Source organism: Paenibacillus kribbensis (assembly GCF_001705305.1).
Lineage (GTDB): Bacteria > Bacillota > Bacilli > Paenibacillales > Paenibacillaceae > Paenibacillus > Paenibacillus kribbensis_B.
Genome location: NZ_MCBP01000004.1, coordinates 197,285 through 220,175 on the forward strand (window position 1 = coordinate 197,285; position 22,891 = coordinate 220,175).

Annotated in this window: 22 protein-coding genes; 19 read left to right on the forward strand and 3 right to left on the reverse strand. The window is 47.7% G+C overall.

Features of this window, described 5'->3' with window-relative positions; all coding sequences use genetic code 11:
• Positions 1–9 precede the first annotated feature (9 nt).
• The 11 genes from folD to spo0A all read left to right on the forward strand — a co-directional run bounded on the left by folD (position 10) and on the right by spo0A (position 11,576).
• A complete protein-coding gene (gene folD, locus BAZ21_RS09505) occupies positions 10–867 on the forward strand; it encodes a bifunctional methylenetetrahydrofolate dehydrogenase/methenyltetrahydrofolate cyclohydrolase FolD (protein ID WP_068499348.1) in 858 nt (285 codons plus the stop codon).
• A gap of 12 nt (positions 868–879) precedes the next feature.
• Positions 880–2,244 carry an exodeoxyribonuclease VII large subunit gene (xseA, locus tag BAZ21_RS09510; RefSeq protein WP_084011559.1) on the forward strand — a complete coding sequence of 455 codons (1,365 nt, stop codon included), beginning with the start codon at positions 880–882 and terminating at the stop codon, positions 2,242–2,244.
• Complete coding sequence (xseB, locus tag BAZ21_RS09515) at positions 2,234–2,494, forward strand: exodeoxyribonuclease VII small subunit (protein WP_068499349.1); 261 nt, start codon at positions 2,234–2,236, stop codon at positions 2,492–2,494. The genes xseA and xseB overlap by 11 nt, the downstream gene beginning before the upstream one ends.
• Complete coding sequence (locus BAZ21_RS09520; protein ID WP_068499351.1) at positions 2,466–3,389, forward strand: polyprenyl synthetase family protein; 924 nt, start codon at positions 2,466–2,468, stop codon at positions 3,387–3,389. The genes xseB and BAZ21_RS09520 overlap by 29 nt, the downstream gene beginning before the upstream one ends.
• 107 nt (positions 3,390–3,496) lie before the next feature.
• Positions 3,497–5,395, forward strand: a complete 1,899-nt coding sequence (gene dxs / locus BAZ21_RS09525; protein WP_068499353.1) for a 1-deoxy-D-xylulose-5-phosphate synthase — start codon at positions 3,497–3,499, stop codon at positions 5,393–5,395.
• A 91-nt stretch (positions 5,396–5,486) separates the two neighbouring features.
• Entirely contained in the window at positions 5,487–6,338 is an 852-nt protein-coding gene (locus BAZ21_RS09530; protein ID WP_068499355.1) for a TlyA family RNA methyltransferase, read from the forward strand.
• 233 nt (positions 6,339–6,571) lie between these two features.
• Positions 6,572–7,048, forward strand: a complete 477-nt coding sequence (locus tag BAZ21_RS09535; RefSeq protein WP_068499357.1) for a hypothetical protein — start codon at positions 6,572–6,574, stop codon at positions 7,046–7,048.
• 16 nt (positions 7,049–7,064) lie between these two features.
• The gene (gene ahrC / locus BAZ21_RS09540) at positions 7,065–7,514 is read left to right on the forward strand and encodes a transcriptional regulator AhrC/ArgR (RefSeq protein WP_068499943.1); all 450 of its coding nucleotides are present in this window, start codon (positions 7,065–7,067) and stop codon (positions 7,512–7,514) included.
• Between the two features lie 46 nt (positions 7,515–7,560).
• A complete protein-coding gene (recN, locus tag BAZ21_RS09545) occupies positions 7,561–9,279 on the forward strand; it encodes a DNA repair protein RecN (RefSeq protein WP_068499359.1) in 1,719 nt (572 codons plus the stop codon).
• A gap of 123 nt (positions 9,280–9,402) precedes the next feature.
• A complete protein-coding gene (gene spoIVB, locus BAZ21_RS09550) occupies positions 9,403–10,557 on the forward strand; it encodes a SpoIVB peptidase (RefSeq protein WP_068499360.1) in 1,155 nt (384 codons plus the stop codon).
• Positions 10,558–10,772: 215 nt separating this feature from the next.
• Complete coding sequence (spo0A, locus tag BAZ21_RS09555; protein ID WP_068499361.1) at positions 10,773–11,576, forward strand: sporulation transcription factor Spo0A; 804 nt, start codon at positions 10,773–10,775, stop codon at positions 11,574–11,576.
• A 117-nt stretch (positions 11,577–11,693) separates the two neighbouring features.
• Here spo0A and BAZ21_RS09560 read toward each other — a convergent pair whose 3' ends face one another.
• Positions 11,694–12,452: an SDR family oxidoreductase gene (locus tag BAZ21_RS09560; RefSeq protein WP_068499362.1), complete on the reverse strand. Its 759-nt coding sequence runs from the start codon at positions 12,450–12,452 to the stop codon at positions 11,694–11,696.
• Between the two features lie 195 nt (positions 12,453–12,647).
• On the opposite strand from BAZ21_RS09560, the gene BAZ21_RS09565 reads away from it, so the two are divergent.
• The 3 genes from BAZ21_RS09565 to BAZ21_RS09575 all read left to right on the forward strand — a co-directional run bounded on the left by BAZ21_RS09565 (position 12,648) and on the right by BAZ21_RS09575 (position 15,676).
• Entirely contained in the window at positions 12,648–13,262 is a 615-nt protein-coding gene (locus BAZ21_RS09565) for a TetR/AcrR family transcriptional regulator (RefSeq protein ID WP_068499366.1), read from the forward strand.
• A 122-nt stretch (positions 13,263–13,384) separates the two neighbouring features.
• Entirely contained in the window at positions 13,385–15,085 is a 1,701-nt protein-coding gene (locus tag BAZ21_RS09570; RefSeq protein WP_068499367.1) for a methyl-accepting chemotaxis protein, read from the forward strand.
• Positions 15,086–15,265: 180 nt separating this feature from the next.
• Positions 15,266–15,676 (forward strand): hypothetical protein, encoded by a 411-nt coding sequence (locus tag BAZ21_RS09575; protein ID WP_068499368.1) that lies wholly within the window; start codon positions 15,266–15,268, stop codon positions 15,674–15,676.
• Positions 15,677–15,763: 87 nt separating this feature from the next.
• Here BAZ21_RS09575 and BAZ21_RS09580 read toward each other — a convergent pair whose 3' ends face one another.
• Both BAZ21_RS09580 and BAZ21_RS09585 read right to left on the reverse strand, forming a co-directional pair.
• Positions 15,764–16,540, reverse strand: coding sequence for a sporulation protein (locus BAZ21_RS09580; RefSeq protein WP_068499370.1), 777 nt, complete (start codon positions 16,538–16,540; stop codon positions 15,764–15,766).
• A 137-nt stretch (positions 16,541–16,677) separates the two neighbouring features.
• The gene (locus BAZ21_RS09585; protein WP_084011584.1) at positions 16,678–17,274 is read right to left on the reverse strand and encodes a thymidine kinase; all 597 of its coding nucleotides are present in this window, start codon (positions 17,272–17,274) and stop codon (positions 16,678–16,680) included.
• Between the two features lie 230 nt (positions 17,275–17,504).
• On the opposite strand from BAZ21_RS09585, the gene BAZ21_RS09590 reads away from it, so the two are divergent.
• The 5 genes from BAZ21_RS09590 to BAZ21_RS09610 all read left to right on the forward strand — a co-directional run bounded on the left by BAZ21_RS09590 (position 17,505) and on the right by BAZ21_RS09610 (position 22,851).
• Positions 17,505–17,717 (forward strand): hypothetical protein, encoded by a 213-nt coding sequence (locus BAZ21_RS09590; RefSeq protein ID WP_176718130.1) that lies wholly within the window; start codon positions 17,505–17,507, stop codon positions 17,715–17,717.
• An 85-nt stretch (positions 17,718–17,802) separates the two neighbouring features.
• A complete protein-coding gene (lpdA, locus tag BAZ21_RS09595) occupies positions 17,803–19,224 on the forward strand; it encodes a dihydrolipoyl dehydrogenase (protein WP_068499380.1) in 1,422 nt (473 codons plus the stop codon).
• A gap of 141 nt (positions 19,225–19,365) precedes the next feature.
• Complete coding sequence (locus tag BAZ21_RS09600) at positions 19,366–20,394, forward strand: thiamine pyrophosphate-dependent dehydrogenase E1 component subunit alpha (protein ID WP_068499381.1); 1,029 nt, start codon at positions 19,366–19,368, stop codon at positions 20,392–20,394.
• A 2-nt stretch (positions 20,395–20,396) separates the two neighbouring features.
• Complete coding sequence (locus BAZ21_RS09605; protein ID WP_007430902.1) at positions 20,397–21,383, forward strand: alpha-ketoacid dehydrogenase subunit beta; 987 nt, start codon at positions 20,397–20,399, stop codon at positions 21,381–21,383.
• Between the two features lie 88 nt (positions 21,384–21,471).
• Positions 21,472–22,851 (forward strand): dihydrolipoamide acetyltransferase family protein, encoded by a 1,380-nt coding sequence (locus BAZ21_RS09610; RefSeq protein ID WP_068499382.1) that lies wholly within the window; start codon positions 21,472–21,474, stop codon positions 22,849–22,851.
• The last annotated feature ends 40 nt before the right edge of the window (positions 22,852–22,891 follow it).

Sequence of the window (22,891 nt, forward strand, 5' to 3'; positions counted from 1 at the left end):
TGGTTAAACATGTCGGCACCGATCATTGATGGTAAACAAATCTCTCAGGATATTCGCGTAAGCATTCAGCAAGAGGTCATTCGTCTGAAAGATCACCAGTTTCAACCCGGATTGGCTGTTGTACTGGTAGGTGAAGATCCCGCTTCGCAGGTGTATGTTAAAAACAAGGAAAAGGCGTGCCATGATCTCGGTTATTATTCCGAGGTTCATCGGCTGCCAGCGGGTACTTCGCAGGAAAAATTGCTGGAGCTGGTGGATAAACTGAATCACCAAAGCAATATTCACGGAATTTTGGTACAGCTGCCGCTGCCCAAGCATATTCATGAAAAAGCGGTCATTGATGCCATTGCCGTGGAGAAGGACGTGGATGGATTTCATCCGGTAAACGTAGGTAATCTGGTCATCGGTGACGATAGCCTGCTGCCTTGTACTCCCGCTGGAGTGATTGAACTGATTAAGCGGACAGGGGTAGAAATAGCGGGTAAACATGCGGTAGTTATTGGTCGCAGTAATATCGTAGGTAAGCCAGTGTCATTATTGTTGCAGCGGGAAAATGCTACAGTAACGATGTGTCATTCCCGTACAGCGAATATCGCTGAGTTAAGTCGACAAGCAGATATTTTGGTCGTTGCCATCGGCAAAGCCAATTTTATTGATGCTTCGTTCGTAAAGCCCGGAGCAGTAGTTATCGATGTTGGAATGAATCGTCTGGAGAACGGAAAACTGGCGGGTGACGTTGATTTTGAGAGCGTGAAGCAAGTGTCCGGTCCGATTACGCCTGTTCCCGGCGGAGTAGGCCCAATGACGATAACGATGCTGATGCAAAATACGCTCGTAGCGGCCAAGCGGTCGCACGGTTTGGCTTAAGGACGACTGCCTGTGGCTGAACAGCGTATTTACTCCATAAAGGACCTGAATCGTTATATCCGGATGAAGCTGGAATCGGATCAGGTGCTGTCCGACGTATGGATACGCGGGGAAATTTCTAACTTTACGCATCATTCGAGTGGTCACATGTATTTTACGCTCAAGGATGAGGGGAGCCGCATACGTTCGATTATGTTTGCGACCCATAATAAGCGGCTCCCTTTCGTGCCTAAGGAAGGTACGCGTGTTATTGCCCGGGGAAACGTATCCGTGTACGAACGGGATGGACAATATCAATTTTATGCGACCCAAATGCAGCCCGACGGCATCGGAAGCCTGTATCTTGCTTATGAGCAGCTCAAACAAAAACTGGATGCCGAAGGGTTATTTGAAACTGCTCGCAAGCGTCATTTGCCCGCTCACCCGGTAACGATCGGCGTAATTACATCGCCGACCGGGGCGGCTGTGCGGGATATTATCACAACGCTTCAACGGCGATATCCGCAGGCAGGAATTGTGCTGTATCCTGTGCTTGTACAAGGCAAAGGAGCTGCGCCCTCCATCGTCAAGGCGATTGAAGCCATGAATCGCATGCAGGAGGTGCAGGTGATGATCGTCGGGCGGGGTGGCGGCTCGCTGGAAGAGCTGTGGGCATTTAACGAGGAAGCGGTTGCGCGCGCCATCTATGCATCGGTCATCCCGGTTATTTCGGCGGTCGGACATGAAACGGATTTTACCATTGCCGATTTCGTGGCCGATTTGCGTGCCGCTACGCCGACCGCAGCAGCCGAGCTGGCTGTGCCTCATCAGGGAGAGCTGCGGGATCAGCTGCTCCAGCGAGAGCAGCGGTTGCGCAACGCTCTAAGGCAGCGGCTGGAAACCAACCGTGAACGCTTAGCCCGGCTGCAGCGTTCGCCGGTGCTGCTGCATCCGCGCCGCTACATGCTGCAGCATGCGGAGCGAATGGACATGCTGCAGCAGCGGCTGATCCGTGCAGCGGGCCACCGTGCGCGCTTAAACGTGGAAAAAAACGCGCGTATGCGTCAGGTACTAGAGCGTTTTAACCCGCGTGAACAAATTCGTTCAGCGCGCAAGCAGACGGATATGGCGCAACGTCAGTTGGAGTCAGCGATACGTGCGATTACGAAATCGGGACGGCAGCAGCTGCACGCGGGCATTCGCCAGCTGGATGCGCTGAGCCCGCTCAAGGTTATGGCCCGAGGCTACAGCCTGGTATATGATGAGCAGGAAAAACGGCTGATCAAGTCGCTCAAAGACGTGCAGCCGGGAGATTCCATCAGGATTAAAGTGAGTGACGGGCAGTTGGACTGCCAAGTATGGGGAATGAAGGAGGACGCGAAGCACGGTGGCGAATGAAACGGAACTGAATTTTGAAGCGGCGATGGCCGCTCTTGAAGAAATTGTCGGGCAACTGGAGCATGGAGACGTTCCTCTGGAGCAAGCCATTGATCTGTTTCAGCGTGGCATGCAGCTGTCTCAGCTTTGCAGTCAGAAGCTGGAACAGGTCGAACGTAAAATTGAAATGATCGTGGAAGAGGATGGAGATTTGCGCAAGAAGCCCTTCGGCGGCGGATTGGATGAAAACGGTGGTGAAGGGGTTGAATAGACCGTCATTCAAGGAGTATTTGACCGGGACGGCAGATGCAGTTTCGTCTTCATTAACCGAGCAATTCCCGGCCCATTGGAACATTCCTGCAGTTCTTCGAAAATCTATGAATTATTCACTCACCGCAGGCGGAAAACGTCTGCGGCCTCTGCTTGTGATCGCGGCTGTCGAAGCATTTGGCGGAAGCAGGGAGGCTGCGCTGCCGGTGGCATGTGCAGTAGAAATGGTACATACGTATTCCCTCATTCACGACGACTTGCCAGCTATGGATGATGATGATTACCGTCGGGGCAAACTGACGAATCATAAGGTATACGGCGAAGCGGTTGCTATCCTTGCGGGAGACGCGCTGCTGACCCATGCCTTTTACAGCGTCGTACAAGCAGGTCGGCGTCACGGGGTTTCATCCGATGCGCTACTGTCCATCGTGGAGGAGCTGTCCGAAATGAGCGGAGCACGGGGCATGGTAGGTGGCCAGGTCGCGGATATGTCCGGCGAGCAGGGGTTGACAGGCATCGAGGAACTGGAGTATATCCATCTCCATAAAACCGCTGATTTGATCATTTTCTCCCTCTTGGCAGGTGGACGGATCGGTGGAGCGGACAAGAATCAATTAGAAGCGCTTCGCCAATTTGGACGCGATCTGGGTTTGGCTTTTCAAATTCAGGACGATATACTGGACCTCATAGGCGATGAGAGCAAAATGGGTAAAAAAACACAAAGTGATGTTGAACAGGAAAAGGTAACTTATCCGTTTTTTATCGGTATGGAGGCATCTCAGCAGCAAGTGGAGAAGCTTACGGCATCTGCCAAAAAAGCGTTAATAGAAGGCGGTATCCCGGATTCGTCGCGTTTGCTGGAGATTGCGGATTACCTGATGAAGCGTGATCATTAGTGCGGTTAAAGCTGCTTTGACTTGTCTGCGTTTAAGCAAGGTCACAAAGTGTGATATAATATTGGTTAACTTTACACACAAACTTGAAGGAAAGCGGGGAGATATGCGTGCTGCTTCCACACATAAAGCAACCAGGCGATCTGAAATCACTGTCGGTTGAGGAGTTGGCTTCTCTAGCCGAGGAAATCAGGAGCTTTTTGATTGAGAAGCTGTCCGTGACTGGGGGGCATCTGGCATCGAATCTGGGAGTGGTTGAGCTCACAATCGCCCTGCATTACTGCTATAACAGTCCGAAGGACAAGATGATATATGACGTTGGACATCAGGCCTACGTGCACAAAATATTGACAGGGCGAATGGAACGGTTTGATACTCTTCGTCAGCGTGATGGACTTTGTGGATTTGTCAAAAGAAGCGAGAGCGAGCATGATGTCTGGGAAGCCGGTCATAGCAGCACGTCTCTGTCAGCGGCGATGGGGATGGCTTTGGCACGAGATTTGAAGGGCGAGGACAATAAAGTTATTGCGGTGATCGGGGATGGAGCGTTGACCGGAGGCATGGCTTTTGAAGCGTTGAATCATATCGGTCATGAACGTAAAAATTTGATGGTCATTCTGAATGACAACGAAATGTCGATAGCACCGAATGTTGGGGCCATGCATAATTACTTGAGTAAAATCCGCTCAGATCGTCACTATTTGCGGGCCAAAGATGAGCTCGAAGTTTTGTTGAAAAAAATACCCGCTATTGGCGGTAAACTTGCCAAATCGGCTGGCCGTGTCAAGGACAGTCTTAAATATATGATGGTGCCCGGAGTGCTGTTTGAGGAGCTGGGTCTTACGTATCTTGGTCCGGTCGACGGACATGATTTGCCGAAGCTGATCGAAACCTTTCAGCAGGCCGATAACGTCACGGGTCCTGTGTTGGTGCATGTCGTAACCACTAAGGGCAAGGGCTACAAGCCTGCGGAGGCAGATTCACATAAGTGGCACGGAATCAGTCCGTACAAAATTGAATCAGGTCAGGTGCTTAAGGCTGTGGGCAACCCCATGTATACGGAAATCTTCGGACGGACGCTGATTGAGCTGGCTGAACAGGACGAACGCATTATAGCGGTTACGCCTGCTATGCCTGGTGGTTCTGGACTGGTACCGTTCAGCAAGGAGTTCCCTGCACGGATGATTGACGTCGGCATTGCCGAGCAGCATGCAGCTACCATGTGTGCCGCCTTGGCGATGGAGGGACTGAAGCCGGTATTTGCGGTATATTCCACCTTTATGCAGCGTGCTTATGATCAGATTGTACATGACATTTGCCGTCATAATGCGAATGTGATGTTTGCGATTGATCGTGCCGGTTTTGTCGGGGCTGACGGGGAAACGCATCATGGCGTGTTCGATGTGGCATTTTTACGTCATATCCCTAATCTTGTGCTTATGATGCCTAAGGATGAAAACGAGCTGCGCCATATGATGAAAACAGCACTGGACTACGATGATGGCCCAATTGCTTATCGCTATCCGCGTGTTAATGTGGTAGGTGTGCCATTGGATTCAGAACTGAAAGCCATACCGATTGGCAGTTGGGAGCTTCTGCGCAAGGGTGAGGGCTACGCTGTAATTGCTTCAGGCCCGATGCTTCAGGTGGCGACGGAGGCTGCGGAGGCGATGAAACGTGAAGGTCTGCAGGTGAGTGTCGTCAATGCCCGTTTTCTCAAGCCAGTGGACGAGGAAATGCTGCGTGAGCTGGCCCGCCAGCATACAAAGCTGATCGTTTTGGAAGAAGCTTCTGAAGCGGGAAGTTTGGGTAGCGCCGTGCTGGAATTTTACGCGAAAGAAGAAATTCAAAATGCACAGGTGCGTCTAATGGGGATTCCCGATATGTTTGTGGAGCATGGCTCCATTAAAGAGCAGCGTGCTGAAGTGGGTCTTACCGTTGAAGCCGTATGCCTCAAGCTTCGTCAATGGGCTGCTGAGCCGGCTTATGGCATAGGACAATCGGTATAAGGGAACCGGTGCTAAAACGATAATAATTAAACGATAATAATTATAAAAAAAGTATGACAAAAGCAGCTTGGCTGCCCAAAGGGAGATTAACATGTCTGTTCCGAAGGAACGCATTGATGTATTGCTTGTAGAACAAGGCTTTTTTGAAAGCCGTGAAAAAGCCAAGGCCGCTATTATGGCAGGTCTAGTGCTGGCGGACAGCGAGCGGATCGAGAAAGCGGGTATGAAGGTGCCACGCGATAGCGAGCTTAAAGTTAAGGGATCGGTGCATCCGTATGTAAGCCGTGGAGGATTGAAGCTGGAAAAGGCCATTCGCCAATTTGCGCTGGACATGAACGGCAGGGCAATGCTGGATATCGGTTCATCCACCGGTGGTTTTACGGATTGTGCGCTTCAGCATGGAGCGGAATACGTATATGCGATTGACGTTGGTTATAACCAACTGGACTGGTCGCTTCGTAATGATGAACGGGTATGTGTCATGGAGAAAACAAATTTCAGGTATATGACACCTGCGGATTTGAGCGGTCCTGTTCCGAATTTCGCAAGTATTGACGTTTCTTTTATTTCGTTACGCATTATTTTGCCTCCGCTGCTTGCATTGCTGAAACAACCTGCCGATATTGTAGCTCTGATCAAGCCGCAATTTGAAGCTGGCCGCGAAAAGGTAGGAAAATCGGGTGTAGTCCGTGACCCTGCTACACATAAAGAAGTGTTGCAGACCATCCTGATGTTTGCGCAAGAGCTTGGCCTCTCGCTACAAGACTTGGCCTATTCTCCGATTACAGGTGGAGAGGGCAATATTGAATTTTTGGCGCATTGGCGTTTGAACGAGGCTCCGGTTGCGAAATTGCCACTGGAGAACGACGATTTCAGTTCATTGATTGAGCGTACTGTTCAGGAAGCAGGTCAGACTTTTAACAATGGTCCGTCGCGCAAGTAACATTCAGGGGTTCTCATGAGTTCGGTGAACTTAAGGGAACCCCTTTTTGGTGTGGGGGATTGATTATCGAACTCACGTTCGCCTATAATGAGAAGTATAGTAGTGGATATTCAATTCATTCACACAGATGTGATTAACCAAATTGAATATCCGGTCGCAGGTACAGTGGACCTGCTATGAGGAAAAGGAGTTTTACGTCTTGTCCTAGAATATGTCCATGAGGTGATCGGTTCATGGACACACGATATGATACGGTTATCATTGTTGTGATCGGGGTGATATTAGCAATATGGGCTTTATACAGCCTGCGTGCATGGTTAGAGGAGCCGGGACCACTTGTATTAAAGACGATACCGATTAACGAGGAGCTGGACGAAGGGCCTGCCGTGGACCTACTTGAAAACGCAGGATATGAAGTGGTAGGCGGAAAAATGAAAATACCGCTTGCTTTTAAAGTGAATGGAAATACCGTGTATAGTCGTTTGTTTATAGACTACGTGGCTGTACGAAACGGTTCGACATATATGGTTACAACATCACGCCGGAAGAAACCAATCCAGTGGAGCGGTCCTGAATTGCGGGACAGGCTCTTGCCGTATTTGCTGCTTTATCCGGGATGCGCGGGTGTATTGTACGTCGATACGGACGAGCAAAGTATTCGCCTTATTACATTAGTGGAAGACCTCGAAGAAGAGGAATATGAAGATTAATCCACAGGAGGATTATATGAAGGGTCAACGACATATTAAAATCAGGGAAATTATTTCACAACAGGAGATTGAGACACAGGATGAGCTGGTTGAAGCATTGCGGAAGGCTGGTTTTCAGGTGACTCAGGCCACTGTATCACGCGATATTAAGGAGCTGCTGCTCATTAAGGTTCCAATGGATGATGGCAGATATAAATATTCGATGCCTTCAGATCAGCGGTATAATCCGGTGCAGAAGCTGAAACGAACGTTGGTTGACAATTTTTTGCATATTGATTACACAACAAATCTGATTGTGATGAAATGTCTGCCGGGAACAGCCAACTCCATTGCTGCTTTACTGGACAACATTGAATGGCCTGAGGTTATGGGTACGATTAGCGGGGATGACACCATTCTGATTATTTGCCGTTCGGAAGAGAACAGCGAAGCTATCGTGAATCGTCTTATGGGCTTCATTTCCTAATTGCAAATCAGGCGTTTTAATTTGTACATCATGAGGTGAAAGAACGATGCTGGTCACTTTGTCTATACGAAATTTGGCAGTTGTAGAGGCTGTGGATGTTCATTTTTTTAAAGGCTTTCACGTTTTGAGTGGAGAAACAGGTGCTGGTAAATCCATCATTATCGATGCGCTAGGTCTTATTGCAGGCGGTAGAGGCTCTGCTGATCTTGTGCGCTACGGGTGTGATAAGGCAGAGATGGAAGCCTTGTTTGAACTGCCGGGCAAACATCCAGTGTGGAGCACGTTGGAGCAACAAGGTATTAAAGCCAATGCCGAGGAGCATTTGCTGATCCGTCGCGAACTCACAGTCCAAGGGAAAAGCTCTTCACGAATTAATGGGCAAATGGTTAATTTAACGATGCTGCGTGAGGTAGGCGAGCAGTTGGTCAATATCCACGGACAGCATGAGCATCAAAGTTTGCTGCGTGCAGATCGTCACCTGGCGCTCTTGGATACGTTCGGGGATTCGGTTATTGGTCCGGTCAAAGCGTTGTATCGAGAGCGCTACAATGCTTTTGTCAAAGCTGAAAAAGAAGTACGGGAATTGCAAAGCTCCAGCCAAAAGGCTTATCAGCTATTGGATATGTACCGTTTTCAACTGGAAGAGATCGCTGCAGCGGAGCTGAAATTGGGGGAAGATGAATTATTGGCAGAAGAACGGGTCAAGCTATCCCATAGTGAGAAAATGATGGATGGGATATCAGGAGCTTACGAATTGCTTAACGGCAGAGGTGGACTGGACGTGATCAATGATGTGTTGTCCAGACTAAATGATGTTCAAAACTACGACAGCAAAAGCCTTCAGCCTATTGCCGAGCAGATTCAATCAGCTTTTTACCAGTTGGAGGATGCGGCATTTCAATTACGTTCGTATCGTGAGGATATTGAATTTAATCCGGGGAAGCTGCATGAAGTAGAGCAACGTTTGAATCAAATTACCGGGTTACAACGAAAATATGGTGATAGTATCGAGCAGATTTTGGAATACTATAGCCGTATTGAGCAGGAAACCGACCTGCTGGAAAATAAGGATGAACGACTGGAGCAATTGATTGCAAAGCGGGATCAGTTGCTTGCGGATTTGCTGGAAATTGCGGAAGAGCTTACGGAAGCGCGTGAAATTTGCGCGGAAGAGCTTGCAGAGCAAGTGGAGCAAGAATTAAAAGACCTTCAAATGGAAAGAACGTCACTCAAGGTGCGTATTGATGCAATTGAAGATCCACGAGGATATGAATATAAAGGACTTCGTGTAAGACCTACCAAGCAGGGTATTGATAATGCGGAATTCCTTATTTCTCCTAATCCCGGCGAGCCGCTTCGTCCACTTGGCAAAATCGCTTCAGGCGGTGAATTGTCACGTATTATGCTGGCAATGAAGAGCATTTTTGCTCGTCATGATCAAATTCCGGTACTTATTTTTGACGAGGTGGATACCGGGGTGAGTGGTCGTGCGGCTCAGTCCATTGCCGAGAAGCTGTATCGATTGTCCTCTGTCTGTCAGGTGTTTTCCATTACTCATTTACCGCAGGTGGCATGCATGGCAGATCACCAGTATCTAATTGAGAAAAATGTTCATGATGGACGGACCATGACACAAATTGAGGGATTAACCGAAGAAGGGCGTGTCAAGGAATTGGCACGTATGCTGGGCGGTGTGGAAATTACCGAAAAAACGTTGCATCACGCACAGGAAATGTTGAATTTGGCGGAAGGAAAGAAAGCCTGAAAAGAGCGGCTGGCGTAATGATTAACAGTTATAAAAGCCTGGGGGCAAGGTTACCTTATAGGTACGCAATTGGCGACCACCTTTACTCGTCAAGCGAAAGAAGCAAAGGGAGCGTGACAGCCATTGAATTTTTACTCCAGGATCAAATTGCTCGGTCTTTTGCTTGTTTTTCTTATGTGTTCTATCGGTAACGCTAAGTATGTGCATGCAGCGCTGCCTCCACAAGCTTCTTTGGATTGGTTCGGATCTAAAAGCACGAGGACGGCTCAAGAGAGCGTGATTCCCGATTTAAAGGTATACCCGGGAGGACAGACAATTGGGGTCAAGGTAAAATCATCAGGAGTGCTTGTCGTCGGTCACCATGTCATCCAGGAAAGTAATGATCGCAAGGTGTCACCTGGAGAGACAGCAGGAATTCGTTTAGGGGACCGGATTACGCATATGAACGGCAAGCCGCTGGATAGTCTGGCGAAGGTTGCGGAGGCGGTAGACGAAGCAGGTAAGAACAAAAAGCCGCTTGATATCACGCTTTGTCGAGGGGAGCAGACGATTTCCACCAAGCTAACACCAGCTTATGATTCAGACGATAAAGCGTGGCGGCTAGGATTGTACATTAGAGACTCGGCTGCGGGTGTAGGCACTTTAACGTTTTACGCTCCAGATCAGGGTGTATACGGGGCCTTAGGGCATGTAATTACCGATATGAATACTCAAACCCCTATTGTTGTGGGGAGCGGAGAGATTGTACAATCCAATGTGACGTCAATTGCAAAAAGCCAAAGTGGGGAGCCTGGGGAAAAACGCGCTCATTTTCTCAAAGATCATCGGATATTAGGTAACATTGAACGTAATACAAACTTCGGAATTTTTGGGAAAATGTCCAATGAGCCGCAATATGGCTTATATTCAAAGCCCATTCCTGTGGCTCTTGCGAATGAAGTAAAGGAAGGACCCGCAGAAATATTGACCGTACTCGAAGGTCAGCAGATTCAACGGTTTCAAGCAGAGATTGTACACATTTCTCAACAGGACAAACCGGCAACCAAAGGACTTGTGATCCGTATTGTAGATCCAAAGCTGCTGGAGAAGACTGGAGGAATTGTACAAGGGATGAGCGGTAGTCCAATTATTCAAAATGGCAAGCTTATCGGGGCAGTGACACATGTATTTGTAAATGATCCGAAATCTGGCTACGGTTGCTTTATCGAATGGATGCTGCGTGATGCAGGAATCATGCAAAATAATGTGAGCATGACAACTAATCTTAAGGCGAGCTAGTGGCCCTAAGATTTTTTTGTCGAAAAGCAGGGAATTAGCTCAAAAAAGCGAGATAAATATTTAATTATAATGGAAACGATAACAAAAATAAATAAAAATAATTTTCGACAGAAGGAATTCATAATTCGATGTCGAAATCATATACTCCGACAAGAAATATTTATATACTGTAAGTAGAAATCCAACGGAATAACACTCAATAAGGAGGAAGTACATTGCAAAAAATTGAGGTATTGTTGGCTGATGACAACCGGGAATTTACGAATTTGCTCGCTGAATTTATTTCCGATCAGGAGGATATGGAAGTTACAGGAATCGCCTATAATGGTGAAGAAGTGCTTCAACGCATCTCAGAATCCCGCAACATACCTGATGTACTTATTTTAGATATTATTATGCCTCATCTGGATGGTCTCGGTGTATTGGAGCGTTTGAGAGAAATGAACTTGACTCCACAGCCAAAAATCATCATGCTGACTGCATTCGGTCAAGAAAATATTACACAGAGAGCCGTACAGCTCGGGGCATCTTATTATATTTTAAAGCCGTTTGACATGGAAGTGCTTGCCAACCGTGTTCGCCAATTGGTGGGGCCACAGCTAGTCAGCAACAGTCCGGTGACCGTTTCATCCATGCGTTCCAATGTTGTGCCGATGGGTAAGACGAAAAATCTGGATGCCAGTATTACGGCCATCATTCACGAAATCGGTGTACCCGCTCATATCAAGGGTTATCAATATTTACGCGAAGCCATTACGATGGTGTACAATAATATCGAAATTTTAGGTGCGATCACCAAAACATTATATCCGGCAATCGCCGAAAAATTCAAAACGACGGCATCCCGCGTGGAACGCGCCATTCGTCATGCGATCGAGGTAGCATGGACACGTGGAAATATCGACAGCATTTCCCACCTTTTCGGCTACACCATTAACATCAGCAAATCCAAGCCAACCAATAGCGAATTCATCGCGATGGTCGCTGACAAGCTGCGGATTGAGAATAAGGTGTCCTGAAAGGGCTAAAAGCATGAAGAGAACAAGAAACGCTGAGCCCGAAAATCGTAGCATAACCATAAAAACCAGCCCGACACTTTTGTGTTGGACTGGTTTTTTGTTTATCTTTTCACTTTTTTAGTAAGCGGACCAACCAGCATCAGCCGTAATCACAGTACCATTTACAAAGCTGGAATCATCTGATGCGAGGAAGAGAGCAACCTTCGCGATTTCTTTGGCCTCCCCAGCCCTAGGAGTCAGATTTTGCCCAGCCATCGCTCTGTCCAAACCAAATGCATTGGGTTCGTTAATGGAAGCTGCAATATTGGTGATTACAGCGCCGGGAGCAATAGCATTACACCGTACACCTTTATTAGCATATTGGAAGCCTACATTTTTAGTTAGGCCGACAACAGCATGTTTTGCTGCAGTATAAGCTGCTCCCGCTCGAGAGCCTTGCAACCCTCCCAGGGAAGCGATGTTAATAATGACCCCAGCGCCTTTGTCAGTAAAAATAGGAAGTGCCTTTCGAATGGCACGCATAGGTCCGGTGCTGTTAATTGCAAATATGCGTTCCCAGAGCTCATCGGTCAAATCAGCAGCTGGAACAAAATTATCCATGATCCCCGCATTGTTAACTAAAATATCCAACGTTCCATACGTGCTTACAGCGGTATCAATTAGATTTTGAATATCTGCTTCTTTGGAAACGTTCGCTACAATAGCAATAGCAGTTCCGCCATACGATTCAATCTCTGCTACGGTTGAGTTAGCCGCATCTAAATGGATATCGGATACAACCACTTTAGCCCCTTCTTTAGCGTACAAAATGGCTATTTCCTTGCCCATCCCAGAGGCAGCTCCTGTGACTACTGCAACTTTACCCTGAAGTTTCATGATGATCCCTCCGCATGTTCAGTCAGGTGTAATGTATTTTATCGAACACCTGTTTACTAAAGTATAGTTCCCCTTTCTTTATAGTATAATCATAGACATAAATGAATCACAATCAGCAAACAAGCAGCAAATTGTTGCTTTTTGAACAGTATATCTATCATGTGTATATAAAATTTAAAATAACGGCGGTGCAGCATGACTGATCCAAAATTAGCTCAGGATAAACGTATTCGAAGAACGAAAAAACTATTGAGGGAATCTTTAGTGTGCCTTCTAAAAGAAAAAGATTTGAAGGATATAACCATAACGGATATCGTACAGCAGGCAGACATCAATAGGGGGACATTTTACAAGCATTATCAGTACAAGGAAGATCTGTTGGGAGAGGTCATAGATGAGGTTCTACTGGATTTAGTTGATTCCTATCGGGAACCTTACCGTCAGGTTGATACTTTTGTAGTGGGAGACATGGTGGTTTCCACAATTAAAATCTTCGAGCATATTGCGCAGTATGCAAATTTTTATGAAATTGTGTTGAAAACAGATATGCTTCCGGGAGTCCAGACAAAGATTTGTAATGAGCTTAAAAAACTTCCAATACAGGATCTTGTAAATACACAGCAGCATAATCATATAAATCAAGAACTTCAGTCTAGTTATTATGCTTATGCTATTCTGGGGATGATCATAGAGTGGGTGAATGAAGATTTTCAGCACTCCCCTCGCTATATGGCGGAACAATTGTTGGAGATCATGAAATATAATAGCCTCAACGTAGTTTATAAAATTAACCAAAATCAGATGCACTAACCCACACACAAAAAAATTTTCCTATTGGAAACAGTTCTGAAAATCTCTTTAATTTGATATAAACAAACTGTCGATTCTTGTCGATATAATATCTATTATAAAAGAGATTGAGGAGCGAAAGTATGAAATTTAACATTCGAGCGAAATTGTTATTGGGTTTTCTTGCGGTTATTGTCTTATTGATCGTCATTAGCTTAGTATCCATCTCAAAAATGAAAAACCTGGGTGATAATTCGATGGAAATCGATAGCCGTTGGATGCCCAGTGTAACGATCCTGGGAACGCTGAACGGCGATATCTCTGATGTAGAACGGCTCTCCTTGAATATTATTGTAGAACGCGACCCGGCAGAAATGGAGAAGGTGCAAGCGGAATACGATAAGGTTTTGAAAAAGGTCGAGAGCGGACGGAAAACATATGAAAAATTAATTGCCACCCCAAAAGAACGTGAAATGTATGAGGACTTCTCCAAAAAATATGCAGAATATCTGAATAAGTTGCCAGAGGTGATCGCAGCCGGAAAAGCTAACGATTATGTTCAATCCAGCATTCTGCACAAAGAGTCCTATGTGCTATGGTATAGTGCGAACGACACGATCAATCAGCTTATCAAGTTGAACTCGGATGGTTCAAAACAGATTACGCAAGAAGCCGTTGACAACTTTATCTCAGGTAGACAAATAGTCATCATTTTGAGTATTGCTGCCATTGTGTTGGCACTGATTATGGCAATCATCATCGCCCAGATTATTTCTAAACCCATTTTGCGAATCAGTCGTGCTGCTGAGAGCATTGCATCGGGTGATCTTACAGGTGAGGCTATCATTGTGAAGGGCAAGGATGAGATTAGTACGTTGGCCCTTTCCTTTAATACGATGGTTGAAAACCTTCGTCAACTGATTCAATCGGTTAGTAAGACAACTGAAATGGTAACCACATCGTCAGAGGAATTGACAGCCAGCGCAGAGCAAAATAGCCAAGCTTCTGCACAAATAACCGAAACGGTACAAGAAGTAGCTACAGGAACAGGCGATCAGGTGGATATGGTGACCAAATCGTCCCAGGCTATTGAGGAAATGTCCATCGGTGTAGAACAAATTGCCATTCGTGCGCAAAATGTATTTGCATCAGCTCAGGATGCGGCTCACAAATCAGCTGAGGGTAATCAGATGATTCAGCAGGCTGTTACGCAAATGAATGCTGTGAATGACTCGATGAATAGTTTGGCAGGTCTGATGGCTGGATTGGGAGAACGTTCAGATGAAATTGGCAAAATAATTGATGTAATTACCAATATTTCGAGTCAGACCAACCTTCTTGCTCTGAACGCCGCCATTGAAGCGGCCCGCGCAGGAGAGCACGGTCGAGGATTTGCTGTAGTTGCAGGCGAAGTGCGCAAGTTGGCTGAACAATCGGCTCATTCTGCTCAACAAATTACGGAGCTTGTGGGCTTGATTCAAAAGGATACCGCACATGCGATTGAGGCGGTAGCCGCCAATGGGCAGGATGTTATGACAGGTCGGGAAGTCGTACAAAATGCAGGTGCATCCTTTGAACTGATTCAAGAAACGGTGAATAAAGTGGCAAGCGAAATTGAAGAGGTATCTGCTGGTTCGGAGCAAATGTCTGCAAGTACCGATGAGATTGTTGGTTTTGTCAAGCAAATTTCGGTAATTGCCGAGGAAGCTGCAGCCGGTACACAGCATGTGTCTGCTGCAACTCAAGAGCAGCTGGCCTCGATGGAGGAAATTGCTTCATCTGCAAAAAACCTGTCTACGATGGCAGAGGATCTGCAAGGGCAAATCGGCAAATTCAAAGTATAATTTGAAGGCTATTATTTACAATTCTTAACTTCAGGGGAAAGCCGCTCTATTGTAGAGCGGTTTTTTCTGCCATTTCCCCCTTTTCCTTAATATGGTGATTGTGTTCACTCAATGATATAATGATAAATAATGATGTGGGCTGGAGTGTGATCAAAAGAAAAGCAAAGGCGGGGTGAGAACATGTGGAATAGCTTGACTTGGGTGGTCATCGGCGTATTGGTGGTGGCGTTGGGATGGATTATTATGACATGGCGTGGTCGTAGCAGCAAAAAACAATTGAACGAACAGCGAGGCAGCAATGTCGTTGAATTTCGCTCTCGTAAGCCTGTCCGACAGCCCCGTGTTGGGAACGCATCCAAGTTTAAGGTATCCTCTTCCTCTGGCTCCAGCACGACGACAGAAGCAACAGGCAGGCAGGCCCAATCCGGGTTTGGGCTGTCTGATCCTATACAGCACAGGGGTAAGCAAAAATGCTCCTTTTGTAGAAAAGAAGACAGATTAATCTTTTATGCCGATGATAACGGTTCCCTCTACGGAGCATGCAAGGAGTGCAGGGTTAAGGCAGAAAGACAGGATATGTTGCCACTTTAGTCTATACAGATGTTGACAACCAAGAATATAGTTAAAAATCCCCAACCGTAGCTAACGGTGGGGATTTTTTGGGATTGCATTCGCTTTTTAGCGAAGCTGTCTGTCGATCAATTCCTCCAGCGCATCCGCAATGTGATCTGGTCCATAGGATAGCTCTTCCCGGCTTAAGCTCAACCAGGCGTGACGCTCGTCCATATCAAAGGCAGTCTCCAGCCAGCCGGACAATCCTCTGCCTCTACGATCTACTTCGACGAGCACATGCACGCCTTCGGGTTCCAACTGCATGATCAGCTCCAGCTCTTCGATATCGCGTGCATATTCCGATCCAGGTGCAAATTCAAATTCCTGCACGTACGGAACACCGCGTCCCAGCTTAGGATGACGTTCGCAGGTGGAGGAACGGAATCGGAAGCCGAGCAGGTGAACCGCCTCAAATACCGTACTCATATAGGGGTGCGGCTCGATTTTGAGTGAGTCACGGTCAGTCGGGTCCAAAGCCATGCCGATATCTAATGCCGTTTCCAGCCACACAGGCTGCTTGGCATGAGTGACAGGGGTTTCCAGCGGAAGCTGGAAGGAAAAAGGAATTTCAAGCTCCTGTCCTTGCTTTAAATGAAAGCCGTCAGACACCTTGATCCGTGCGATACAGCAGGTGGTGGTGGTTTTTTTATCATCGTGCTCTACGATGTATTCTGTTTTGAGCTCGATGTCGATTTTGCCGATTTCCTGATCAACTTTACCGCCTTTGATACGCATGATGCCACTGAGCTCTTCCCCTGGCACATATACGGCTTGATCCACCAATGTATCGACCTTGGCTGATCCGATTCCTGCGCTTGCTAGGATTTTGTTGAAAAAACTCATAAGTACGCCCCCCGATAATCTCATGGTCATGTATATAAACGACAAACTAGAAGCTTGTACAGCTTAACCGGATATACGGGCTGGTGGCTCAATTCGTTCCAAAAAATTGCAAGGAAAAAGTCATTGGTGATCGCGTGCTAATCGCAGTTTACTTTATGAGGCGGTATAAAGCATTTGCGACAGCGTGGCTCATAGGCCTCAGAGTCACCGATCATCACGATAGGCCCTACTGTGGAAGGCTTTCCATTTACCATCCGTTGGGTAAATACCGCCTCCGAGCTGCCGCATACGGCGCAAAAAGAAGTCAGCTTTTCGATGTCATCCGCCATGGCAAGCAGACCGCCAATATAGCCGAATTCCTTGCCCCGGTAGTCCAGATTCAAACCATCCGCAATGACATGTTTGCCACAATAAGCCAACTCCTGTATCAGAGCCATAATATGACGGCTGAAAAACTGGACTTCATCAAAGGCAACCACGTCGGCCTCCTTCGTTTCTTCCAAAATACGCTGAACAAGCTCATCTGTGAGTTTTCTTGGAATAGAGATAGCGGGCAGCCTATATCCGATGCGGCTCACAATTTCGTCTGTGGCGTAGCGGTTATCCTCAGCAGGTTTGTAGGCGACCACCTTGCGGTGCCCGTATTGGATTAGTTTTTGACAGCGGCGAATCAATTCACCGGATTTTTCACTAAACATGGGGCCTGTAATAATCGTAATTCGTCCTGTAGGCAACGCGAATTCCCCTTTCTGTAACATGCGCATAACGCTGTGAATCATCATTTTCCGAAAGAAAAAGCCATTATAGATTACCATAATGAGTAGCATGCAGACCAGCGAAAATATATTGTTTTTCGACATGTTTGTGTATATCTGTTTTTGAATGTAAATGTGGTCGTCATTGCTCTGCTGCCACGGGCATGATATGGTGAAGTGTAGTGGAAAGAAGGGAAGAGGGGACAGGCATGGATGAAAAAGCTACGGATTATAGTACCAAAAAAAGAACATTACTGGAGCAAGGGCTGATAAGCCCGCAAGCACAGGAGTTGATCTCTGAGCTGGAGACAGAGCTGGAGCTTCTGCGCAAGCAAAATGAGTCCTATCGCAATACGTTGCGAGCCAAATCAGCTCAAAACCCAAGGATGTCTACCAAATTGCGGGATGCGCTGTATGAATGAGCTGTGGGCATAACGTTATATTTTGTATAGAGAAATAAAGAGAGTACAATAAGCTATATATAATCATAGTTAATGGAGGAGAAGCATGACTATACATTGTGATGTTGCTATTTTAGGTGGGGGGACCGGGGGATATGTGGCGGCGATTCGCGCAGCCCAACTCGGCAAGGAAGTCGTTATTATCGAACAGGACAAGCTTGGCGGAACCTGTCTGCACCGTGGTTGTATTCCGAGCAAGGCTTTGCTGCGCAGCGCAGAAGTATATGCAACCATTAAGGAAAGTGCGCAATATGGCATTGAGACGTCGGGTGCGCAGCTTGTATTCCCTAAAGTACAGGAGCGTAAGGAAGCCGTGGTAGAGCAGCTGCATCAGGGGGTTCAATTTTTGATGCGTAAAAATAAAATCACGGTACTGAGCGGTAAGGGACGCGTGATTGGACCGTCGATTTTTTCACCAAAAAGCGGTGCAGTTGCTGTGGAGCTGGAAGATGGTGAGATGGAGACGGTCGTTCCTGCCCATCTCATTATTGCGACCGGATCACGCCCGCGTGTACTGCCCGGATTGGAGCCGGATGGCGAATTTATTCTAAGCAGTGACGAAGCGCTGATGCTGGAAGAATTACCTGCGTCGCTAATCATCGTAGGTGGGGGTGTCATTGGTGTGGAATGGGCTTCCATGCTAAATGATTTTGGCGTGGAGGTTACAGTAGTTGAGGCAGCCAATCGCCTTATTCCAACCGAGGATGAGGATATTTCGCGTGAAATGCAGCGCTTGTTAACCAAGCGTGGGGTTAAGGCCCTGACGGGCTCGCAGGTGCTGGCCGAAACATACGGCAAGGATGGGGAAGGCGTACAGATTGACGTGCAAAAAGGGGATGAAACCGAAACCCTTAGCGCCTCCAAGCTGCTCATTTCAGTAGGCCGTCAGGCGAATGTGGAAAATATCGGACTGGAAAATACGGATATTCGGGTAGAGCGTGGCTTTATTTCGGTTAATGAGCATTTACAGACGAATGAGCCGCATATCTATGCAATCGGGGATTGCATCGGGGGCTTACAGCTGGCGCATGCGGCGAGTCATGAAGGCTTGCAGGCAGTTCATCATCTGGCGGGCGAAGATTTTCACAGCGTATCGAATCATCTGATTCCGCGTTGCATTTATACACGTCCTGAGGCAGCGAGTGTCGGCTTGACGGAGCAAGAGGCACGTGAGCGGGGACATCAGGTGAAAACAGGGAAGTTCCCTTTTCAAGCCATCGGAAAGTCGCTCGTGTACGGTAGTCGGGACGGGTTCGTTAAAGTAGTCGCCGACAAGGAAACGAATGATATTCTAGGTGTACATATGATCGGTACGCATGTGACAGATTTGATAAGCGAGGCGGCCCTTGCACAATTGCTGGATGCTACGCCTTGGGAAGTCGGACAGCTTATTCACCCGCATCCGACGTTGTCGGAGATTTTGGGAGAAGCGATGCTGGCGGTTGATGGACGGGCAATCGGCATATAAACCATTCAAATAAATCGGTGCTTTTCTTTTTGGGGAGAAAAGGATTATAATGGGGTTAGTCAGAGTTTAGTACCAGGTTTTAAGACAAGATGGTACTAGGTGCTGGTAGTAGGACGTTTTGACACTTAAGGAGGTGCCTCGATGAGTTCAAAAGGCGCTGTAGATGCTGGCTTCAGACATGAACAGCTGGGACTTACCCACGGACAAGTAATTGACATGTACAGATATATGCTGCTTGCAAGAAAATTTGACGAGCGCAATATGCTCCTGCAGCGGGCAGGAAAAATTAATTTTCACGTTTCCGGCATTGGTCAGGAAGCGGCACAAGTAGGGGCAGCTTTCGGACTGGATCGGGAAAAGGATTATTTTCTTCCGTATTACCGGGATTACGGATTTGTGCTTGCTGTGGGAATGACACCTCGCGAGCTGATGCTGTCAGCATTTGCCAAGGCAGATGATCCGAATAGCGGCGGTCGTCAGATGCCGGGTCACTTTGGCAGTAAACGGCTGCGGATTGTGACGGGCTCCAGCCCGGTGACGACACAGGTTCCGCATGCAGTGGGTGTAGCGCTGGCTGCCAAAATGCAGAAAAAGGATTTTGTATCGTTTGTTACATTTGGGGAAGGCTCCAGCAATCAGGGAGATTTTCACGAGGGGTGTAACTTTGCGGGTGTACAGAAGCTGCCGGTCATCATTATGTGCGAGAACAATCAATATGCAATATCAGTACCGATTCATAAACAGCTGGCGGGCAAGGTGAGCGATCGTGCTTTGGGCTACGGGTTCCCTGGAATTCGTGTCGATGGCAATGATGCGCTGGCCGTATATGCGGCTGTGAAGGACGCGCGTGAACGCGCTGTTCGCGGCGATGGTCCGACGTTGATCGAAGCGATGATGTACCGTCTGTCTCCTCACTCTACCTCGGATAATGATCTGGCTTACCGGACCAAGGAAGAAGTGGATGAGAACTGGGCCAAGGACGGCGTAGCCCGCATGAAAAATTATTTGATCGAATGCGGCATTTGGGATGAGGCCAAGGACGCTGATTTGTCGGCTGAGCTGTTGCTCGAAGTCAAGGAAGCGATTGAATATGCAGATCTTGCTCCTTTTCCGAAGCCTGAAGATACGCTGCTGCATGTGTATGCCGACAGCGATGGGGAGGGCCGGTAATTATGGCGATTATGGAATATATTGATGCGATTCGCCTGGCCATGAAAGAAGAAATGGAGCAGGATGAAACGGTTTTTGTACTAGGCGAGGATGTTGGCGTGAAGGGCGGCGTCTTTACGACGACCAAGGGTCTTATGGAGCAATTCGGTGAGCAGCGTGTCATGGATACGCCATTGGCAGAGTCAGCAATTGCCGGAGTTGCGATTGGCGCGGCCATGTACGGAATGAAGCCCATTGCCGAAATGCAATACTCGGACTTCATGCTTCCGGCGACGAACCAAATTATTAGTGAAGCGGCTAAAATTCGCTATCGCTCTAACAACGACTGGAATTGTCCTGTTGTCATCCGCGCGCCAATCGGTGGAGGTATCTTTGGCGGCTTGTATCACTCGCAGTGTCCGGAGTCGATCTTTTTTGGCACGCCAGGTCTGAAAATTGTAGCTCCTTTTACGCCTTATGACGCCAAAGGATTGCTGAAGGCCGCCATTCGTGACCCTGATCCGGTGCTGTTTTTTGAAAACAAAAAATCCTACAAGCTGATTAAGGGTGAAGTGCCTGAGGATGATTATATCGTCCCGATTGGCAAGGCCAATCTATTGCGTGAAGGTGACGACATTACGGTTATTGGCTACAGCCAGCCGCTGCATTTTGTGATGCAGGCTGCGGAGGAACTGGAGAAGGAAGAGGGCATTACCGCACACGTTGTGGATTTGCGCACACTCCAGCCGCTGGACCGCCAGGCCATTATTGAGGCTGCGCGCCATACCGGCAAGGTACTTATCGTGCATGAGGACAACAAAACGGGCGGCATCGGCGCTGAGGTATCGGCCATTATTAATGAGGAATGTTTATTCGAGCTGGATGCCCCGATTGAGCGACTGTGCGCTCCTGATGTGCCAGCCATGCCGATCAGTCCACCCATGGAGAAATTTTATATGTTGAACAAGGACAAAGTGAAGGAAGCCATGCGTCGTCTTGCCATGTTTTAGAATGGAGCAGATTGGACGAAAGCATTCCAAAAGTGTAGCGAGGGCAGCGGTAAAACGCGCCCTCCTATGATGTTAAGGAGCTGAAAAAATGTCAGACCAAACACAATGGAACGACGTGATCATGCCTCAATTGGCAGAATCGCTTGTATCGGCGACTATCGCCAAGTGGCTGAAACAACCTGGTGACACGGTGGAGCAGTTTGAACCGATTTGCGAGGTCATTACAGATAAAGTAAACGCGGAAATCCCATCCACATTGGACGGAATTATGGGTGATCTGTTAGCAGAAGAAGGTCAGACGGTGGCAGTAGGTGAGTTGATTTGCCGTATCCAGACCAAGTCGGCTGCACCTGCGGTATCAGCAACTTCTGCTGTACCAGCAGCCCCTAGCAATACACAAGCTCAGCAGGGAGTTGCTTCTGATCAGTCGATGCGGGGACGTTTTTCCCCGGCGGTACAAACGTTGGCTGCTCAACACAATGTGGACTTAAGTCGAGTACCGGGCACGGGCATGGGGGGACGAATTACCCGCAAGGATGTCCTGAATTATGTGCAGCAGGGCGGCTCTGCTCAGGCTGTAGTACCAGAACAGCCAACCGGAACGGCGCAGGGACAAGGCTCGCCTTTTGCTGGAATACAGCCTTCCGCCGCTCAGCAGAGTACACCGATTCAACATATGGACCCTGCTATTCCGGTGCGCAACAGCGGTATTCATTTAACGGAGGCTCCAAAGGTTCCTATGATTGAGGTTGAGGGTGACAGCCATAACAGATCAGAATATTTTATTGATGTGACACCTATTCGGAGTGCGATTGCCCGCAATATGCGGCAAAGTGTTTCAGAAATTCCACATGCCTGGACGATGATTGAGGTGGATGTGACCAATCTGGTGATGCTCCGCAACAAGATCAAAAACGAGTTCAAGCAAAAAGAAGGGATCAACATTACGTACCTCGCTTTCCTCATGAAAGCAGTCGTGAATGCGATCAAGGAATATCCGATCATGAACTCGGTGTGGGCAGTGGATAAAATTATCGTCAAAAGAGATATCAATATTTCGCTGGCTGTGGGTACGGAGGATTCAGTCCTCACCCCTGTCATCAAAAAAGCGGATCAGAAAAATATTGCCGGACTGGCTCGTGAAATCGAAGATTTGGCCCGTAAAACACGGGAGGGAACGCTCAAGCTGGACGATATGCAGGGCGGGACGTTCACCGTTAACAACACAGGCTCCTTTGGTTCGATTCTGTCTTATCCGGTAATCAACTATCCGCAGGCTGCAATCCTCACCTTTGAATCCATCGTCAAAAGACCGGTGGTCATTGATGATATGATTGCGGTTCGTTCGATGGCTAATCTGTGTTTATCGCTGGATCATCGTATTTTGGACGGTGTCATTTGCGGACGATTCCTGCAACGGGTCAAAGAAAACCTGGAAGGGTACACTTTGGATACGAAGCTGTACTAATTTTCTGAACAGCTGGGTCATTCGAACAGTTGGGTAAATG

What these genes read in the sequence shown, in the direction of transcription:
- BAZ21_RS09605 (WP_007430902.1), top strand. Translation starts at nt 20,397, where the DNA reads ATGGCGATTATGGAATATATTGATGCGATTCGCCTGGCCATGAAAGAA.
- folD (WP_068499348.1), top strand. Translation starts at nt 10, where the DNA reads ATGTCGGCACCGATCATTGATGGTAAACAAATCTCTCAGGATATTCGC.
- BAZ21_RS09570 (WP_068499367.1), top strand. Translation starts at nt 13,385, where the DNA reads ATGAAATTTAACATTCGAGCGAAATTGTTATTGGGTTTTCTTGCGGTT.
- BAZ21_RS09520 (WP_068499351.1), top strand. Translation starts at nt 2,466, where the DNA reads ATGAAAACGGTGGTGAAGGGGTTGAATAGACCGTCATTCAAGGAGTAT.
- BAZ21_RS09565 (WP_068499366.1), top strand. Translation starts at nt 12,648, where the DNA reads ATGACTGATCCAAAATTAGCTCAGGATAAACGTATTCGAAGAACGAAA.
- recN (WP_068499359.1), top strand. Translation starts at nt 7,561, where the DNA reads ATGCTGGTCACTTTGTCTATACGAAATTTGGCAGTTGTAGAGGCTGTG.
- BAZ21_RS09590 (WP_176718130.1), top strand. Translation starts at nt 17,505, where the DNA reads ATGGATGAAAAAGCTACGGATTATAGTACCAAAAAAAGAACATTACTG.
- lpdA (WP_068499380.1), top strand. Translation starts at nt 17,803, where the DNA reads ATGACTATACATTGTGATGTTGCTATTTTAGGTGGGGGGACCGGGGGA.
- BAZ21_RS09600 (WP_068499381.1), top strand. Translation starts at nt 19,366, where the DNA reads ATGAGTTCAAAAGGCGCTGTAGATGCTGGCTTCAGACATGAACAGCTG.
- BAZ21_RS09610 (WP_068499382.1), top strand. Translation starts at nt 21,472, where the DNA reads ATGTCAGACCAAACACAATGGAACGACGTGATCATGCCTCAATTGGCA.
- BAZ21_RS09580 (WP_068499370.1), bottom strand. Translation starts at nt 16,540, where the DNA reads ATGAGTTTTTTCAACAAAATCCTAGCAAGCGCAGGAATCGGATCAGCC.
- BAZ21_RS09575 (WP_068499368.1), top strand. Translation starts at nt 15,266, where the DNA reads ATGTGGAATAGCTTGACTTGGGTGGTCATCGGCGTATTGGTGGTGGCG.
- BAZ21_RS09530 (WP_068499355.1), top strand. Translation starts at nt 5,487, where the DNA reads ATGTCTGTTCCGAAGGAACGCATTGATGTATTGCTTGTAGAACAAGGC.
- BAZ21_RS09560 (WP_068499362.1), bottom strand. Translation starts at nt 12,452, where the DNA reads ATGAAACTTCAGGGTAAAGTTGCAGTAGTCACAGGAGCTGCCTCTGGG.
- BAZ21_RS09535 (WP_068499357.1), top strand. Translation starts at nt 6,572, where the DNA reads ATGGACACACGATATGATACGGTTATCATTGTTGTGATCGGGGTGATA.
- ahrC (WP_068499943.1), top strand. Translation starts at nt 7,065, where the DNA reads ATGAAGGGTCAACGACATATTAAAATCAGGGAAATTATTTCACAACAG.